The organism is Methylobacterium sp. M6A4_1b, from assembly GCF_053345175.1.
In genome coordinates this window covers 42,632-58,238 of the sequence record NZ_JBKEZQ010000018.1, presented here as the reverse complement: position 1 = coordinate 58,238, position 15,607 = coordinate 42,632, and the positions used below count along the sequence as shown (strand labels likewise).

Here is a 15,607-nt window from a genome sequence, read left to right as displayed (position 1 = left end):
CCGATGACCCATCCGCTCCGCTTCGGGATCTGGGCCGCCGTCCACGGCGCGCGCGCCTCCCATCACGATCCGGACGAGCCGGACGACGCCAGCTGGGAGCGCAATCGCGCCCTCGTGCTGGAGGCCGAGGCCCTCGGCTTCGACGCCGTGCTCGTCGCCCAGCACACGGCCAATCCCTACGACGACGGGCGCGACCAGCTCGAGGCCTGGACGGCCTCGGCCGCGCTGGCCGCCCTGACCCGGCGGATCGAGATCATCGCGGCGATCAAGCCCGGGCTCTACCATCCCGTGGTGCTGGCCAAGATGGCCCTGCAGATCGAGCACATCGCCCGTGGGCGCTTCGCCCTCAACCTCGTGAATGCCTGGAACCGGGCCGAGTTCGAGCGGGCCGGCCTGCCCTTTCCGGCCCACGACGCGCGCTACGCCTACGGCGCCGAGTGGATCGGCCTCGTGGACCGGCTGATGCGGGGCGAGCGCGTGACGCATGCGGGGCCGCACTTCCAGGTCGCGGATTACCAGCTCCGCCCGGCCGGCAGCTTCCGGCCGCGCCCGACGATCTATCTCGGTGGCGAATCCGAGCCGGCCCGCGCCCTCGCGGCGGAGCGGGCCGACGTCTGGTTCATCAACGGCCAGCCCCTCGCGGAGGTCGAGGCGCTGATCGCCGACGTCGCCCGCCGGCCCGCCGTCAACGGGCCCCTGCGCTACGGACTCTCGGCCTTCGTCATCGCCCGCGACACCGATGCGGCGGCGCAGAGCGAGCACGCGCGCCTGCTGGCCCTGGCCGACCGCGACGCCGTGCTGCGGGCCGACACGCGGGCGCGTACGGATACGGCGAGCGTGATGTTCGCCAAGACCGACGCGGCGGCCTCCCGGCATGTCGGGACCAACGGCGGTACCGCCGCCGGCCTCGTCGGCAGCTACGACACCGTCGCGGCCCGCATCCGCGCCTTCCATGCCGCCGGCATCGAGCTGTTCATGCTGCAATTCCAGCCGTTCGAAGCCGAGATGCGACGCTTCGCCGAGCAGGTCCTGCCCCGGGTGCGCTGAGACTCAGGCGCGGGCGACGAACCGCTGGTGGACGGCCATGCCCACCAGCATGGCGGCGACGAAGACCGACACCGGTAACACCCCCGTCGACAGGGCCGCGACGGCGGGCCCGGGGCAGAGGCCCGACAGGCCCCAGCCGATGCCGAATAGGGCCGCGCCCCCGATCAGCGGTCCGTCGATCCGTCGGTTCGTCGGAAGGTCGAAGGCCGCCGCGAAGACTGGGCGCGGCAGGCGTCGGGCCAGGGCGTAGCCGAAGCCTGCGACGCTCACCGCACCGCCGAGAACGAAGGCGAGGGTCGCGTCCCAGGTCGCCCGCCCGTCGAAGGCGCCGGTCACGTCGAGGAAGCCCTGGACGCGAGCCGGGTCGAGCATGCCCGAGAGCGACAGGCCGAGCCCGAAGATCAGCCCTGCGGCGAGGGCCGAGAGCAGGCGGAGCGCCGCGCTCATGCCAGCCCCCGCAGAAGCGCCACGGTCAGCATGCCGGCCCCCAGGAAGGTCAGGACCGCGGCCAGGGAGCGTGGCGAGAGCCGGGCGAGGCCGGCGACGCCGTGACCGCTGGTGCAGCCCGAGCCGAGGCGGGTGCCGAACCCGACGAGGAGGCCGGCGACCACGAGCACCGGCAGGGAAGCGACGAAGCGCATCGCCGGCCAGGCCCCGGTGGCGAGGGCGAAGACCGCCGGGCCGGCGATCAGGCCAGCGACGAAGGCGCCATCGACCCACCGGCGAAGGCCGCGATCCCGGCCGAGGCCGGCCACGAGGCCGCTGATCCCGGCGATGCGCCCGTGGAGGAGCATCAAGAGCGCGACCGACAGGCCGATCAGCGCGCCGCCCGCGAACCCAGACGCATAGCTGTTCATGGGAATCGACCCCGCTCCGCCACCGTATGTCGCCCCTTAGCGCGTCAATCCCTCACCGGGCCATGCCCCAGCGCCGCACGGTGAGCCGCTCGAAGGCCGCGAACACCAGATTCTCGACCACGAGGCCGATGACGATGACGAGGACGAGGCCGGCGAAGACCCGGTCGGTGTAGAGCTCGTTGCGGTTCTGGAAGATGTACCAGCCGAGGCCGCCCCGGCCCGAGGAAGCGCCAAACACCAGCTCGGCCGCGATCAAGGTGCGCCAAGCGAAGGCCCAGCCGATCTTGAGGCCCGACAGGATCGCCGGCAGGGCGGCCGGAATCAGGATCTGCAGGACGTAGGATGGCCCGCGCAGGCCGTAGTTGCGCCCCGCCATCCGCAGGGTCTCGGGCACGCCCTGGAAGCCCGCATAGGTGTTGAGCGCCATCGGCCACAGCACCGAGTGGATCAGCACGAAGATCAGGCTGCCGGAGCCCAGACCGAACCACAGGAGGGCCAGGGGCAGCAGGGCGATGGCCGGCAGGGGGTTGAACATCGCCGTCAGGGTCGAGAGCAGGTCGCGGCCGAACTGGGTCGAGACAGCGAGGGTCGTGAGCCCGAAGGCGAGCGCGATACCGGCGACGTAGCCCTGCACCAGCACGGTCAGCGAGATCCGCACCCGGTCCAGCAGCTCACCGTTGGCGAGGCCATCCGCGAGCGCGGTCATCGTGGCGAGGAATCCGGGCAGCAGCAGGTCGTTGTCCTGCCAGCGCGCCAGCCCCTCCCAGAGCAGGGCCAGGGCTGCGATGATGAGGCCCTTGCGCAGCCAGTCCTGCTGCCACAGCCGCGTGCCGAGCGGCAGCGTGCGCTCCAACGGAGCCTCCACGAACGGCGCGAGCACCCGGTCGTATTCCGGGCGGATCGGCGGCGCCAGAGCGCCGGACACGAGATCGGAGCGGGTCGCGAAGACAGTCATCGGACCGCCTCCGCCGGGACGTCGGTGTCGAACAGGCGCGCGTGCAGGCGCTGCACCGCCGCCTGGAAGGCCTCGCTGCCGATGCTGGAGAGATCGAAGGCGTGGCTGTTGAACTCGGCCCGTACCCGGCCGGGATGGGGCGACAGCAGAGCCACCCGGTTGCCGACCACGAGGGCCTCCTCGATGGAATGCGTGACGAACAGCAGGGTGAAGCGAGCCTCGTCCCAGAGGGCGAGCAGTTCCTCCTGCATCCGCCGCCGGGTCAGGGCGTCGAGGGCCGCGAAGGGCTCGTCCATCATCAGCACCCGCGGCTGCATCGCCAGGGCGCGGGCGATGGCGACCCGCTGTTTCATTCCGCCGGAGAGCTGGTGCGGGTAGCTATCGGCGAAGGAGGTGAGTCCGACCTTGTCGATGTAGTGGCGCGCGCGCTCCTGCGCCTCGCGCCGGCCCAGCGCCTTGGCGGCCCGCAGCGGGAAGGCGACGTTCTGCGCCACCGTCTTCCAGGGCGGCAGCTGGTCGAACTCTTGGAACACCACGATACGGTCAGGCCCAGGCGCGCGCACCGGCGCGCCCGCCAGGGTGATCGAGCCCTCCACCGGCGTGATGAAGCCGGCCGCCGCCTTGAGCAGGGTGGACTTGCCGCAGCCCGATGGCCCAAGCAGGACGAAGCGGTCGCCCCCATAGATGTCGAGGTCGATCCGGTGTGTGGCACGAACGACCCGCTGCGGCGTGCGGTACTCGAGGGTGACGCCCCGGATCTGCAGCAGGGGCGACGGGTCGCGTGCGGGCGCAGGCGCGCGCTCCGATGCCGGTCGGGCAGGGGCAGCCTCGCGCCGGACGCCGCCGCGCGGAGGCGGTTCGGCCAGTTCGAGGACGGACAGGTCGGACAGGGTGGCGGCGGAGATCATGGCCGGCCGCTCAGCTGCCGGTGGTGATGCGCGGATCGGCGAAGAAGTAGTCGCCGATCGCCTGGGGCGCGGTCTTGATCGCCCCGACCCGATGCATGAACTGGCCGAGGCCCAGGGTATTCTCCGGCGTCACCTTGAAGGTCACGGCCGGGTTGGTGATGATCGTCTTCAGCAGTGCCGGATCGAGCTTGCTGTTGGTCGTCCGGATGTAGATCTCGGCCGCCTTTTCCGGGTTCTCGGTGATGAACTTCGCCGCCTCGTCGAGCGCATCCAGGAAGGCCTTGTAGGTCTTCGGGCTGGATTTGTAGAACGCCTCCGTCCCATACAGCACGGTCGAGGAGGCCGGGCCGCCCTGGACGTCGTAGGAGTTCAGGACGATGCGGGCCTTCGGATTCTCGGCCAACTCCTGCTCCTGGAAGGGCGGGTTGCCGAAATGCCCGGAGATCTCCGTGCCGCCCTTGATGATCGCGGCCGCCGCCTCCGGATGCGGGACCGCGACACTGATCCGGTCGAGCTTGGCGAATTCCTGGTCGCCCCAGAGCTTTGCCGAAGCCCATTGCAGGATGCGCGACTGCACCGAAACGCCCACCGCCGGGACCGCGATCCGGTCCTTCTCGCCGAAGTCGGCGATGCTCTTCACATCGGGATTGTTGGTGACGAGGTAGTAGGGAAAGTTGCCGAGAGAGGCGACGCCCTTGACGTTTTGCCGGCCGCGGGTGCGGTCCCAGAGGGTGAAGAGCGGCCCGACGCCGGCCCCGGCGACCTCGATGTTCCCCGACAGCAACGCGTCGTTGACCGCGGACCCGCCCGAGAGTTGGACGTAGTCGACCTTGATGTCGAGGCCGGCCGCCTTGCCGTGCTTCTCGATGAGCTTCTGGTCCTCGACCACGTTGAGGAGCAGGTAGACGACGCCGAACTGCTTGGCGATCCGCAACTGGCCCTCGGCCGCCGCCGCGACGCCGGAGAGCGCCGTGCACAGCGCCAGCCCCCCGAGCAGGGCACCCGCCAGCCGTCGCGAGAGGATGGTGTGTTGCCTGATTGTCATCTTGCCCGCCGCGATTTTATTTTGGAGACGACGTCTTGCTCGGAGGAGCCATTTCGTCTGAAGAGAATTAGACAATCCAGGTCGACATTGCGCTCCGGATCGATGCCGAAGATCTTATCCTGGGACCGAGCCGGGTCAATAAAAGCGAACTCTCTATTGTGGAGTTGCCGGAGACCGTTCATGTTCCAGGGCTCGGGCTCCGGAGAGCATTTCTCCCGGCGAGCAATTTAGCGCCGGACGCCGTGCTCTGACGCGGGAAAGTGCCGCTTTCTCTTGCTGTTCAGTCTTGCCGGCCAGTCTTACCGGCCGCGCGGCCAATCTGGGGGAAACGCTCCCCCGGCGCTCCTGCCATCTGCCGAGCCGAAATTCGATTGGGCGTCCCGACTAAGAATACTCTCCGTCCTGGCCCACTTGGAGGCTGTTTCTCTCGTCCTGGATCGAAGAAAAAAAGACTGTTTCGTTGATCGCCCCCTCCGAATACGGTTGAATATCGGCCTTCGCGGCACCGTCGATCCTGTCCGCTCGCGCTCCGTCGCGTGCGGCCTCCGCGCCTCGATCCTCCCACCCTCGTCCGGATTCCGTCCCATGCCCCCTGACGCCCTGCGCCGGCCTGCGCATCGACGCGGTTTTCTTCGCCTCGCCGGCGCCACCGTCGGCGGGGTCGGAGTCGCTGCGGCGGCCCGCGCGGCGGGCGGCATCGAACCTCTGGAGGTTCCCCCGTGGAGCCGTACCCCCGGGGCGCCGGTGGCCTCGCCGGCCTATGGTCAGCCGTCTCCGTTCGAGCGGCTGGGACGCCGGCCGCGGACGCCGCCGCCTTTTCCGGGAGCGGCCTCGACCGGCACGCCGCTGCAGCATCTGCACGGCATCATCACCCCGAACGGCCTCCACTTCGAGCGTCACCATGCCGGCGTGCCGGCGATCGACCCGGAGCGGCACCGGCTGGCAATCCATGGCCTCGTGGAGCGCCCCCTCGTCCTGACCATGGACGACCTGCTGCGGATGCCCGCCGTGTCGCGCATCCACTTCCTCGAATGCTCGGGTAATACGCCCTGGCTCGGTGCCAAGCCGTCTTGGACCCTGCAGGAGAGCCACGGCCTGCTCTCCTGCTCAGAGTGGACCGGGGTCGAGCTCGCTACGCTGCTCGACGAGGTCGGCGTGAGGCCGGGCGCCGCCTGGATCCTCGCCGAGGGCGCCGACGCCTCTGGGATGACCCGCAGCCTTCCTCTCGACCTCGCCCGCGACGGCGCGATCCTGGCCTACGCCCAGAACGGCGAGCGGCTGCGGCCGGAGCAGGGCTATCCCCTGCGGCTGTTCGTGCCCGGCGTGGAGGGCAACCTCAGCGTCAAGTGGCTGCGCCGCCTCAAGGTCGGGGACCAGCCGTTCCAGACCCGCGAAGAGACCGCGAAATACACCGACCTGATGCCGGACGGCACGGCGCGGCAGTTCACCTTCGTGATGGAGGCCAAATCCGTCATCACCGCGCCCTCGGGGGGCGAGCGCCTGGGCGAGCCGGGCTTCCGCGAGATCCGGGGCCTCGCCTGGACCGGGCGGGGCCGGATCGCTCGGGTCGAGGTCTCCACGGACGGGGGTGCCCGCTGGCAGCCGGCGGCCCTCGAGGGTCCGATCCTGCCGCGCTGCCTCACCCGGTTCCGCCTGCCCTGGCGCTGGGAGGGCGGCCCGGCCCAGCTCCTCAGCCGCGCCACCGACGAGACCGGCTACGTCCAGCCCGACCGCGCCGCCCTGGTCTCGGTGCGGGGCACCCAATCCTTCTACCACAACAACGCGACGTTCGGCTGGCGGGTCGCCGCCGATGGAGGCGTCAGCCATGCGGGTTAGCCTCCTCGGATCCCTCGCCTGTCTCGTCCTGACCGGTGCGGCCCTGGCCGATCCCGGCGGACCCGCCGCGGGCCTGCACGGCTCGTCGGCCCGCCTCGGGATCGGCCGCGTGGCCACGCCGGAGGTCGTGGCTGCCTGGGACATCGACGTCCGCGCCGACGGTCGGGGCCTGCCCCCGGGCCACGGCAACGTCCGCGACGGCGCCGTCCTGTTCGAGGCGCGCTGCGCGGCGTGCCACGGGACGAAGGGCGAAGGCGGCAGCGCCGACGCCCTCGCCGGTGGCCAGGGCTCGCTCGCCACGCCGAAACCGGTCCGGACGGTGGGCAGCTACTGGCCCTACGCCACCACCCTGTTCGACTACATCCGTCGCGCCATGCCCGTCGATGCGCCGCAATCTCTCAGCGCGGACGAGACCTACGCCCTGAGCGCCTACGTCCTCCACCTCAACGGCCTCCTCCCCGAGGACACCGTGCTGGACGCCGGCACGCTCCCGAAGGTGGCGATGCCGAACCGGCACGGCTTCACCGGAGAAGCACGCCCCGACATCCCGGTGGCGGCCCGTTGAGCCGGCCGGAATCGGCCGCGCAGGACAAGCTTGCTTCCGGGAGCCGTCCGGAAGGAAGGCTGTGCCCGCAAGCGGTCGATCTTTGGAAACCGCTGTCATTGACCCGGGACGACCCGGATCGGCACACTTCCCTCAGGTTCGACGTACCCGTCGGTGCCTCGCGACGGCCCGCTCGCGGGCCCCGGATCGCGCCAACGACGCCTCCCTAGTCACCACCCTCGAGCGACGACGTACAGACCGGAGAAAGCGATGGTTCTCGGAGATCAGGTTGTGTTCGCCCGGCTCGACGTAGCCGATGCCCTCGGAATCTGGCGCCACGCCACCGGGCGCATCGTCGACGTCCTGCCGGCCTGGGACGGAGCGCAGGTCGTGGACGTCCAGTTCGAGGGACACGGCCTCCTGGTGGGCTACATCGCCGCCCTCTTCCAGCGCATCGGTTGAGGCCGATGCCGCCACGCGCCACCCGGACGTCCCGATCCGCATGACCGCCGGCAGCCAGGCCTCGCGCGTTCAAAGCAATCTTCTCCGCCCGCCCCTGCGCAGCGTGAGCCAGACCACGGCCGGCTCCGACGTCTGGCGGGCGATGCGCGCCGAGGCGGAGGCGGCTCTCATCGAGGAGCCGCTCTATGCCGGCATCATCCAGGCGACGGTGCTCGACCAGCCGAGCCTGATCCACGCCTTCGCCTACCGCCTCGCCCATCGCCTGGGCGACGGCGACCTGGCGCGGCTTTCCACCCGCGACCTCTGCCTCTCGGCCTTCGAGGCCGACCCGCATGCGGGCGAGCACGCGGTGCGCGACCTCGTGGCCATCCGCGAGCGCGACCCGACCTGCCGGCGCTACCTCGACCCCTTCCTGTTCTACAAGGGGCTGGCGGCTCTCGAGGGCTATCGGGTGGCGCACTGGCTCTGGCACCAGGGCCGCGCCACCCTGGCACTCCACATCCAGAGCCGGATCTCCGAGGTGTTCGGGGCAGATATCCACCCGGCGGCGCGGATCGGCTCGGGCGTCTTCATCGACCACGCCACCGGCGTCGTCATCGGCGAGACCACGGTGATCGCCGACGACGTCTCAATCTTGCAGTCGGTGACGCTGGGGGGCAACGGCAAGGAGAGCGGCGACCGCCACCCGAAGATCGAGCGCGGCGTGCTGCTCAGCGTCGGTGCCAAGGTGCTCGGAAACATCCGGGTCGGCGAGGGCGCGAAGGTAGCGGCTGCGGCGGTCGTCCTGCACGACGTGCCGGCCCACACCACGGTGGCGGGCGTACCGGCTCGCGTCGTGTCGCGAATCAGTGCCGCCGAGGACCCGGCCCAGACCATGGATCAGTTCTTCGGCGACGGGATCTAGCGAGTTCGAAGGCCGGACCAGCGTTTCGCGGGACTCCGGCGGACCCGTCTTCCGACTTCCGGCAAGCCCCTGTGACCTGCTGCGCGCGGGGCTCCCCTGCTGGGCGGGCCGGATCTCAGGCCAAATCTTTCCAACAATTCCCCCGGGAATCTATTCTTGGAGATAAATCTCCTTTTTTAATCCAGATTAGTAGCATGTAATTTTATAAGCGTCTCGGTGGAGAGTTCGTTTAACTTTTATGCCGCCAAATATGGAATATTATTCCATTGACGCAGCGTTGGCACGACGTCTAGAACCGCGTCACTCCGGAACTTTACAAATATTCATTCCGGACAGAGTAAGACTTAATCGCGGTCGCCACAGCGCTGTTCTCGAACGCGCAGTCACTCGATTGTGCTCGTGCCGATGCATGGCCGAATGCGCACGGCATCACCCGACAATTCAGACGGAGACGACGAACCATGAGCGGACAGGGGCAAAGCGTGGGCGCATCCGCAGCACGCAATCTATCGACGGCGACCGTCACGTCGGTCCAGAACCTCGCCAACACCCCGCGCTGGCTCCTGCGGCTCCTGCCCTTCGTCAACGTGGATGGCGGCGTCTACCGCGTGAACCGACGCGCCGTCGTGCTGGCCAAGCCCGGCCGCATCGAGTTCGCCGCCGCCGACAAGGCGCGCGCGATCAGCCCCGCCTCCCTGCGCGCAGTGCCGCCCTTCAGCCGGCTGGGCGATGCCGAGCTCGCGGCCCTCGCCGACCGGTTCACCGAGAGCAAGCACAAGGCCGGCGAAACGATCTCGGAAGGCGGCGCGGGCGACCGCAGCCTGACCATCGTCGCCGACGGCACCGTCGAGCTGTCGCTGTCCGGTCCCTACAAGAATCGCCTGCGCTCGGGTCTCGCCACCCGCGGCGACTTCTTCGGCGACGACACCCTCACGGGAGCCGGCCAGCCCGCTCCCGCCGTCACGGCGCTCTCGGCCGTCACGCTGCTCACCCTCGACCGGGCGGCCCTCGACGACGATGCCGTCAAGAACCGCATCGCGCAGTATGTCGAGGATCGCGACCGCCTGAAGGGGCACACGAACAGCCACGGCGAGCAGGGCATCGAGTTGCTCGCCGTGCACACCGGCGCGCCCCGCCTGCCGACCACCTTCGTGGATTACGAGATCGACCCGCGCGAGTACCACCTCTCGACGATCCAGACGATCCTCAACACCCACACCCGCGTCACCGACCTCTACTCCAACGAGATCGACCAGCTGCGCGAGCAGATCCGCCTCACGGTCGATGCCGTGAAGGAGCGGGAGGAGTGGGAGCTGCTCAACAATTCCGAGTTCGGCCTTCTGAACGAGGTCGGCGGTCGCCAGCGCATCCCGACCCGCGGCGGCCCGCCCACCCCGGACGACCTCGACGAGCTGCTGACGCTGGTCTGGAAGAAGCCCGCCTTCTTCGTCGCGCACCCCCGCGCCATCGCGGCCTTCGGCCGGGAAGCCACCCGGCGCGGCGTGCCCCCAGTGGTGATCCACCTGTTCGGCGCGCCCTTCATCACCTGGCGCGGCGTGCCGCTGGTGCCGAGCGACAAACTGCCGATCGACACCGATCCGGTCACCGGCGCTCAAACCACCTCGATCCTGCTGCTGCGGGTCGGCGAGGGCGAGCAAGGCGTGGTCGGCCTGCAGAAATCCGGTGTCACGGGCGAGATCGAGCCCGGCCTGTCGGTGCGTTACATGGGCACCAACGACCATTCCATCGCCTCGCACCTGGTGACCCGCTACTTCTCCGCCGCCGTGCTGGTGGAGGACGCGATCGCCCGCCTCGATAACGTGCTCCTGGGCAACTACCATGACTACGCCTGAGGCTGGCGTGTTGGGATCGTCCGCCTTCGGCCTCCCCACGGGCGCGGCCGGCGACACGGCGCATGCCGACTTGGTCGGGCGCCTCGCCCGCGAGATCTACGGCCAGGAGCAGGCGGCGTCCGCGCTCCTGGCTCCCGCGCTGCCGGTCGCGCCGCAGATTCCCCAGCAAGCTCCCCAGGGTCTGGAGAGCCTTGCCCAGGGCCCCGGGCAGCCCGCGCTGCCGAGTACCGCCATCGGTACGCCCTCGGGCACCCTGCCGGCGGGCTTCCAACCCGACGCCTCGGCGCTCGGGGCGCGCAACTTCGGTGGCCCGAGCGTCGGGCTGCCGGGTCTGACCGGACCGTCGGCCGCAAACCCGTTCGGCGCAACGCCCGCACCGGCGGGCGCTGGCTTCCTCGAGACGGCGGCGATCCCCTCGGTCCATCCCCTCGCCGACCCATTGTCAGCGCGGCGCGACCCATTGTCAGCGCGGCGCGGCCTGCCGGAGTTCTTCGTGCCCACCGTCCAGGAGGTGGCCGCCTTCCTGCCCGGCGGCTCGGACCTGCACCGGACGATCGCCCAGGACCATCCGCGCGCGAACGCTTTCGCACATGCGATCGCACCGAGCCTCGTGCCGGCCGATCCATCGCAGCGCGGCGGGGACGTCGCCCAGGAAAACTTCAAGCGCGAAAACCTCCAGCGCTCGGGGCGGCTCTCGGGTGAACCCGTGCACGCGGCGCAGCGGGGCGGCGACACGGCGTCCGCGTCGGGCGACTATTACTTCCTGACGGACTCCTTCCAGACGGCCTCGCGGCACCCGTCGAAGCCGCACGCCTCCCCGCGCGCCGAGCCCTCACGGCACGGCGGGCCGGCCCCGCGCGTGACCTCCCATGGGTCGAGCCCGGTCGCGGCGCCCTTCGACGTCGAGCGCGTCCGCAAGGACTTCCCGGCCCTGCATCAGAGCGTGAACGGCCATCCGCTGGTCTGGCTCGACAACGCGGCGACCACCCACAAGCCGCAGAGCGTCATCGACGCCACGTCGGAGTTCTACGGCCGTCACAACTCGAATATCCACCGGGCCGCCCACACCCTGGCCGCCCGCGCGACGGACTTGTTCGAGGGTGGCCGCGAGCGGGTGCGGCGCTTCCTCAACGCACCGTCGAAGGACGACATCGTCTTCCTGCGGGGCACCACCGAGGCGATCAATCTCGTGGCCAATTCCTACGGCCGCGCTCATGTGGGACCGGGCGACGAGATCATCGTCAGCCAGATCGAGCACCACGCCAACATCGTCCCCTGGCAGCTCCTGACCCAGGCCACCGGCGCGACCCTGCGGGTGATCCCGGTCGACGACCGCGGCGAGATCATCTTCGAGCAGTTCGCCGCTCTGCTCTCGGGCCGCACCAAGATCGTCTCTGTGACCCATGTCGCCAATGCGCTCGGGACCATCAATCCGGTGGCGGAGATCATCGCGCTGTCCCATGCCTACGGCGTGCCGGTGCTGGTGGATGCGGCGCAGTCCTCGCCGCACATCCCCCTCGACGTTCAGGCGCTCGATGCCGACTTCCTCGTCTTCTCCGGCCACAAGGTGTTCGGACCGACGGGCATCGGCGCCCTCTACGGCAAGGCACACCTGCTCGAGGCGATGCCGCCCTGGCAGGGCGGCGGCCACATGATCGAGGACGTCACCTTCGCCCGAACCGTCTACAAGGGCGCGCCGGAGAAGTTCGAGGCCGGCACTCCCGACATCGCCGGCGCCGTGGGCCTCGGCGCCGCCCTCGACTATCTGGAGGGCGTCGGGCTTCCCGGCATCGCCGCCTACGAGCATGACCTCCTCGAATATGCCCAGGCCGGACTTGTCGACGTGAAGGGACTTCGCCTCATCGGCACCGCACGGCAGAAGGCGAGCGTGATGTCCTTCGTCATCGATGGCCATGCCAACGAGGACGTGGCCCGCCACCTCGACGCAAGCGGCATCGCGGTACGCTCGGGCCATCACTGTGCCCTTCCCGCCCTGCGCCGCTTCGGCGTCGATCAGTCGGTGCGGGCCTCCCTGGCCTTCTACAACACGCGTGCAGATGTCGATGCGTTCCTGAAAGGCCTGCACAGTCTGCCGCGACGATAACCCCAAAGGATCTCGCCTCGGTCCCATGTCCTGCGAGGTCCGATGACTGAGGTCCGCAATCGGGCCGCGCCACCTGCAGGTGTATGCCGGGGTTGGGTCCGGGCCGCGTCAAAAGGTCGGGGATCGGGGCTTCTGCGGTCGGGTGATGTCCCGGTTTCGCGAGATTGGGCTGTTCGTCGCGTCGAACAGATTTTTCGGCCGGGAGACGGCCCAGTCGCGTTGATGGTGCGTCTTGGACGGCGGCTCAGCCTCTTCGGCGAGCGACCCGGGCCTTCATTCAGGAGGGAATCCCCTAAAACGCCCACGCTGGCTTCCGCTCCGTCGTGGGGACGGAGTGAAGCGACGGCCCCGTTTGACAGCGTTCCGGCTCCGACGCTGTAAGACCGCCTAAGCCGCTGGAGCGATCGCGTGAGATCCGGCCTGTCGCGCAAGCGCGTAGAAGCTCAGGGCTGCGGCGAAGATCACCGCGCCGAAGGCGGCGGCGATCCCCAGGACCAAGCTGAAGCCGCCGCGGTCGTGCAGAAGGGCGATCATCGGCACCACGAACCCGCTCACGGTGAATCCGAGGAAGTAGCGCACGCTGTAGGCTCTGGCTCGGTAGAGCGGGGGCACGTACCGGGCCACCATCGCATCGTTGATGACGACCTGCCCGTAGAGGGCCGCCATCGTGAGCACGAGGCCGGCCAGGAGCGGCAGGCCCGTGCTCGACGCCGCAATGCCGAGGCCCAGCGGCTGCAGGACGGACAGGCCGAGGAAGAGCGCCGGCAAGCTGTAGCGGTCGATCAGGCGTCCCATCAGCAGCTGCGTCAGGGCTCCGAAGACGAAGACCAGGGTGGCCACGGAACCAATCAGGACGAGGGGCAGGCCGTCGCCGACGCGCTCGTCGACCACCTTGGGCAAGGCGATCGTGGTGATGTTGAAGGTCATTCCGCCCGCCACGATCGCGAAGGCAAAGACCACGAGGAGGGGGATCGGGCGCGCGACCGGGATGATGGGTTTCGCCCCGGCCTTGCCCTGCGATCCGGCACCGTCCCCGGGCACGAGAGCCAGGAACGCCGCCCCGCAGGCGAGGCAGAACAGGCCCGGCACGATGAAGGCTGCCTGCCATCCGAAGGCCGTGGCGAGGAGCGCCGTCACTCCGGAGGCCGTGGCGGCGCCGAGATTGCCCCAGACTCCGTTCACGCCGAGGTCGCGGCCGAGGCGGCGTGCATGGGTCACCAGCATGGTCGAACCGACGGGGTGGTAGATCGCGGAGGCGAGCCCGAGCACACAGAGCCACCCGGTGAATGCCGTCGGGCTGGTCGCACGGGCCACCCCGAGGCAGGACAGGCCGTAGCCGAAGAAGAAGACCGCCAGCATGTTGCGGCGCCCGAACCGGTCTGCGAGCCAGCCCATCGGCAGGGCGCAGAGGCCGAAGGCCACGAAGGCGCCGGTCGCGAGCTTGATCAGCTCGCCGTAGCCGAGGCCGGTCTGGGCCGCGATCGCGATCACGGCGGTCGGGTAGATCAGCAGGACGAAATGATCGAGCGCATGCGCCACGTTGACGAAGCGCAGGGTGCGACGGGACAGGGTTTCGGCATCCATCGGTCGGACATCTCCTCTGGCAGGGACCCTTTCGAATCCCGACTCCGGCCGCCCTCTGCGGGGGGCTTGCCTCCTGTCTAACTGACCCGTTGAATGGCGTCGGGCCGAAGATGTACGCAATCGGGCCAGGGGGGGGGGGGGGGGGGAGCCGTGCGTTCGATCCGGGCGGAGGATTACCAGGATGTCCCGCGCGCCGTCGCGGTGATGCCCAAGACCTTCGCGGCCGGCAGCATTACGGACCTGCATCAGCATCCACGGGCGCAACTGCTCTACGCCACCGCGGGCCTGATGATGGCCACCGCCGAGGACGGGACCTGGGTCGTGCCTGAGGGGCATGCCCTTTGGATCCCACCCGGCCTGCCGCACGCGGTCGTTATGCACGGGGATGTGGCGATGTGCTCGGCCTACCTCGCGGAGGGGGCGATCTCCGGCTTTCCCCGCCGGGCCCGGGTGATCGAGGTCTCGGCACTGCTGGCCGCAGCCCTGGTCGCCCTGACGAACGAGCCCGTGCTCTACGACGAGTCCGGGCGGGGCGGGCACCTGGCGGCCCTGATCCTCGATGAGATCGGCCGCACCACCGAGACTCGCCTGACCCTGCCCCTGCCGCGCGATCCTCGGCTTCGCCGGGTCTGCCTCGGCCTGATCCGCGATCCTGCCCGAGCGCTCGACCTCGACGCCTGGGCCGAGCAGGCGGGCCTGAGCCGTCGGACCCTGACGCGGGGATTTCGCCGGGAGACGGGCCTGACTTTCGGACAATGGCGGGCGCGGGCCCGCGTGGTGCGCGCCCTGGCCCTGGCCGCCGACGGCCGGCACCCGCGCCAAGTCGCGGCATCGGTCGGCTACCGGAGCCTTCAGGCCCTGCGCAGCAGGACGGATGCCTTGGTCGGCAATACGCGGGATACCTGAAGAGACGCCACTCGTGGACAGGAAGGTCTGGGAGGCGGCATCGCCCAAGAAAAAAACCTGCCCGATCAGAGACCGGGCAGGCATCGGGATCGAACCGTAACGATCAGGCGATCAGCAATCGTCGCCCTTCTTACCGAGCTCCTGGTTCGCGCCCGCGTTGTTCATGGCGCCAACGGTCCCGGGCGAGGCGGGCTGCTGGCCGCCGGCGAGGTTCTTGCTGGACGTGCCGACGCCGCCGCCCTGATCGTTCTTGGCGTCCGCGCCGGGCTTGTCGCCCACCATCTGGTTGGCACCGACGTTGTTCATGGCGCCGACGGTTCCGGGCGAGGCGGGCTGCTGTCCACCGGCGAGGTTCTTGCTGCCCTGATCGGCGGCCGAGCTCTTGTCGTTCGCAGCCTGCTGACCGGGGCTGTTGCCCTTCGTCGAACCGGTATTGCAGGGGGCGGCGAGCGCGGTCCCGGCGGTGAGCGCGAAGATGGCAGCAGCGCCGGCAATCGTCGAGAATTTCACTTGGCGTTCCTCCGAAGATGGTATCGCGAAGTATAATTCCGCACTGGGAGTTCGGTTCCCGGCCGCGACGGATCGTTCTGCAAAAGGATCTG

The 15,607-nt window shown here is 69.5% G+C and carries 15 protein-coding genes; 8 read left to right on the top strand and 7 right to left on the bottom strand.

Going from position 1 to position 15,607, the window contains the following annotated elements:
- The first annotated feature begins 3 nt into the window (after nt 1–3).
- Nucleotides 4–1,047, top strand: coding sequence for an LLM class flavin-dependent oxidoreductase (locus ACLBWX_RS16800; RefSeq protein ID WP_447678156.1), 1,044 nt, complete (start codon nt 4–6; stop codon nt 1,045–1,047).
- Nucleotides 1,048–1,050: 3 nt separating this feature from the next.
- On the opposite strand, the gene ACLBWX_RS16795 is transcribed toward ACLBWX_RS16800, so the two are convergent.
- The 5 genes from ACLBWX_RS16795 to ACLBWX_RS16775 are packed head-to-tail and all read right to left on the bottom strand — an operon-like array spanning nt 1,051 to nt 4,812.
- Nucleotides 1,051–1,494 (bottom strand): DUF6691 family protein, encoded by a 444-nt coding sequence (locus ACLBWX_RS16795; RefSeq protein WP_447678155.1) that lies wholly within the window; start codon nt 1,492–1,494, stop codon nt 1,051–1,053.
- Entirely contained in the window at nt 1,491–1,904 is a 414-nt protein-coding gene (locus ACLBWX_RS16790) for a YeeE/YedE family protein (protein WP_447678154.1), read from the bottom strand. Before ACLBWX_RS16790 ends, ACLBWX_RS16795 begins: the two co-directional genes overlap by 4 nt.
- Before the next feature lie 52 nt (nt 1,905–1,956).
- Nucleotides 1,957–2,859: an ABC transporter permease gene (locus ACLBWX_RS16785; RefSeq protein ID WP_447678153.1), complete on the bottom strand. Its 903-nt coding sequence runs from the start codon at nt 2,857–2,859 to the stop codon at nt 1,957–1,959.
- A complete protein-coding gene (locus ACLBWX_RS16780) occupies nt 2,856–3,767 on the bottom strand; it encodes an ABC transporter ATP-binding protein (protein ID WP_447678152.1) in 912 nt (303 codons plus the stop codon). Before ACLBWX_RS16780 ends, ACLBWX_RS16785 begins: the two co-directional genes overlap by 4 nt.
- A gap of 10 nt (nt 3,768–3,777) precedes the next feature.
- On the bottom strand, nt 3,778–4,812 hold the full coding sequence (locus ACLBWX_RS16775; RefSeq protein ID WP_447678151.1) for an ABC transporter substrate-binding protein: 1,035 nt from the start codon (nt 4,810–4,812) through the stop codon (nt 3,778–3,780).
- A gap of 585 nt (nt 4,813–5,397) precedes the next feature.
- Between ACLBWX_RS16775 and soxC the strand changes: the two genes are divergently transcribed.
- The 6 genes from soxC to ACLBWX_RS16745 all read left to right on the top strand — a co-directional run bounded on the left by soxC (nt 5,398) and on the right by ACLBWX_RS16745 (nt 12,515).
- On the top strand, nt 5,398–6,648 hold the full coding sequence (soxC, locus tag ACLBWX_RS16770; protein ID WP_447678150.1) for a sulfite dehydrogenase: 1,251 nt from the start codon (nt 5,398–5,400) through the stop codon (nt 6,646–6,648).
- On the top strand, nt 6,638–7,213 hold the full coding sequence (locus ACLBWX_RS16765) for a c-type cytochrome (protein ID WP_447678149.1): 576 nt from the start codon (nt 6,638–6,640) through the stop codon (nt 7,211–7,213). Before soxC ends, ACLBWX_RS16765 begins: the two co-directional genes overlap by 11 nt.
- 249 nt (nt 7,214–7,462) lie before the next feature.
- On the top strand, nt 7,463–7,654 hold the full coding sequence (locus ACLBWX_RS16760) for a hypothetical protein (RefSeq protein WP_447678148.1): 192 nt from the start codon (nt 7,463–7,465) through the stop codon (nt 7,652–7,654).
- Nucleotides 7,655–7,694: 40 nt separating this feature from the next.
- Nucleotides 7,695–8,558: a serine O-acetyltransferase gene (cysE, locus tag ACLBWX_RS16755; RefSeq protein WP_447678147.1), complete on the top strand. Its 864-nt coding sequence runs from the start codon at nt 7,695–7,697 to the stop codon at nt 8,556–8,558.
- Between the two features lie 461 nt (nt 8,559–9,019).
- Nucleotides 9,020–10,411, top strand: coding sequence for a family 2B encapsulin nanocompartment shell protein (locus tag ACLBWX_RS16750; RefSeq protein ID WP_447678146.1), 1,392 nt, complete (start codon nt 9,020–9,022; stop codon nt 10,409–10,411).
- Entirely contained in the window at nt 10,398–12,515 is a 2,118-nt protein-coding gene (locus ACLBWX_RS16745; protein WP_447678145.1) for a family 2A encapsulin nanocompartment cargo protein cysteine desulfurase, read from the top strand. Before ACLBWX_RS16750 ends, ACLBWX_RS16745 begins: the two co-directional genes overlap by 14 nt.
- A 387-nt stretch (nt 12,516–12,902) precedes the next feature.
- Here the strand turns inward: ACLBWX_RS16745 and ACLBWX_RS16740 are convergent, their stop codons facing one another.
- On the bottom strand, nt 12,903–14,099 hold the full coding sequence (locus tag ACLBWX_RS16740) for an MFS transporter (RefSeq protein ID WP_447678144.1): 1,197 nt from the start codon (nt 14,097–14,099) through the stop codon (nt 12,903–12,905).
- Nucleotides 14,100–14,249: 150 nt separating this feature from the next.
- Between ACLBWX_RS16740 and ACLBWX_RS16735 the strand changes: the two genes are divergently transcribed.
- Nucleotides 14,250–15,005 carry a helix-turn-helix domain-containing protein gene (locus ACLBWX_RS16735; RefSeq protein ID WP_447678143.1) on the top strand — a complete coding sequence of 252 codons (756 nt, stop codon included), beginning with the start codon at nt 14,250–14,252 and terminating at the stop codon, nt 15,003–15,005.
- A 111-nt stretch (nt 15,006–15,116) separates the two neighbouring features.
- Here the strand turns inward: ACLBWX_RS16735 and ACLBWX_RS16730 are convergent, their stop codons facing one another.
- Nucleotides 15,117–15,515 carry an exopolysaccharide production protein YjbE gene (locus ACLBWX_RS16730; RefSeq protein ID WP_447678142.1) on the bottom strand — a complete coding sequence of 133 codons (399 nt, stop codon included), beginning with the start codon at nt 15,513–15,515 and terminating at the stop codon, nt 15,117–15,119.
- Nucleotides 15,516–15,607 lie beyond the last annotated feature (92 nt).

Excerpts from the sequence above, each read along its gene's own strand:
- ACLBWX_RS16795 (WP_447678155.1), bottom strand. The coding sequence starts at position 1,494 with ATGAGCGCGGCGCTCCGCCTGCTCTCGGCCCTCGCCGCAGGGCTGATC.
- ACLBWX_RS16765 (WP_447678149.1), top strand. The coding sequence starts at position 6,638 with ATGCGGGTTAGCCTCCTCGGATCCCTCGCCTGTCTCGTCCTGACCGGT.
- ACLBWX_RS16760 (WP_447678148.1), top strand. The coding sequence starts at position 7,463 with ATGGTTCTCGGAGATCAGGTTGTGTTCGCCCGGCTCGACGTAGCCGAT.
- ACLBWX_RS16800 (WP_447678156.1), top strand. The coding sequence starts at position 4 with ATGACCCATCCGCTCCGCTTCGGGATCTGGGCCGCCGTCCACGGCGCG.
- ACLBWX_RS16750 (WP_447678146.1), top strand. The coding sequence starts at position 9,020 with ATGAGCGGACAGGGGCAAAGCGTGGGCGCATCCGCAGCACGCAATCTA.
- ACLBWX_RS16790 (WP_447678154.1), bottom strand. The coding sequence starts at position 1,904 with ATGAACAGCTATGCGTCTGGGTTCGCGGGCGGCGCGCTGATCGGCCTG.
- ACLBWX_RS16740 (WP_447678144.1), bottom strand. The coding sequence starts at position 14,099 with ATGGATGCCGAAACCCTGTCCCGTCGCACCCTGCGCTTCGTCAACGTG.
- ACLBWX_RS16745 (WP_447678145.1), top strand. The coding sequence starts at position 10,398 with ATGACTACGCCTGAGGCTGGCGTGTTGGGATCGTCCGCCTTCGGCCTC.
- ACLBWX_RS16780 (WP_447678152.1), bottom strand. The coding sequence starts at position 3,767 with ATGATCTCCGCCGCCACCCTGTCCGACCTGTCCGTCCTCGAACTGGCC.
- soxC (WP_447678150.1), top strand. The coding sequence starts at position 5,398 with ATGCCCCCTGACGCCCTGCGCCGGCCTGCGCATCGACGCGGTTTTCTT.
- ACLBWX_RS16785 (WP_447678153.1), bottom strand. The coding sequence starts at position 2,859 with ATGACTGTCTTCGCGACCCGCTCCGATCTCGTGTCCGGCGCTCTGGCG.
- cysE (WP_447678147.1), top strand. The coding sequence starts at position 7,695 with ATGACCGCCGGCAGCCAGGCCTCGCGCGTTCAAAGCAATCTTCTCCGC.
- ACLBWX_RS16775 (WP_447678151.1), bottom strand. The coding sequence starts at position 4,812 with ATGACAATCAGGCAACACACCATCCTCTCGCGACGGCTGGCGGGTGCC.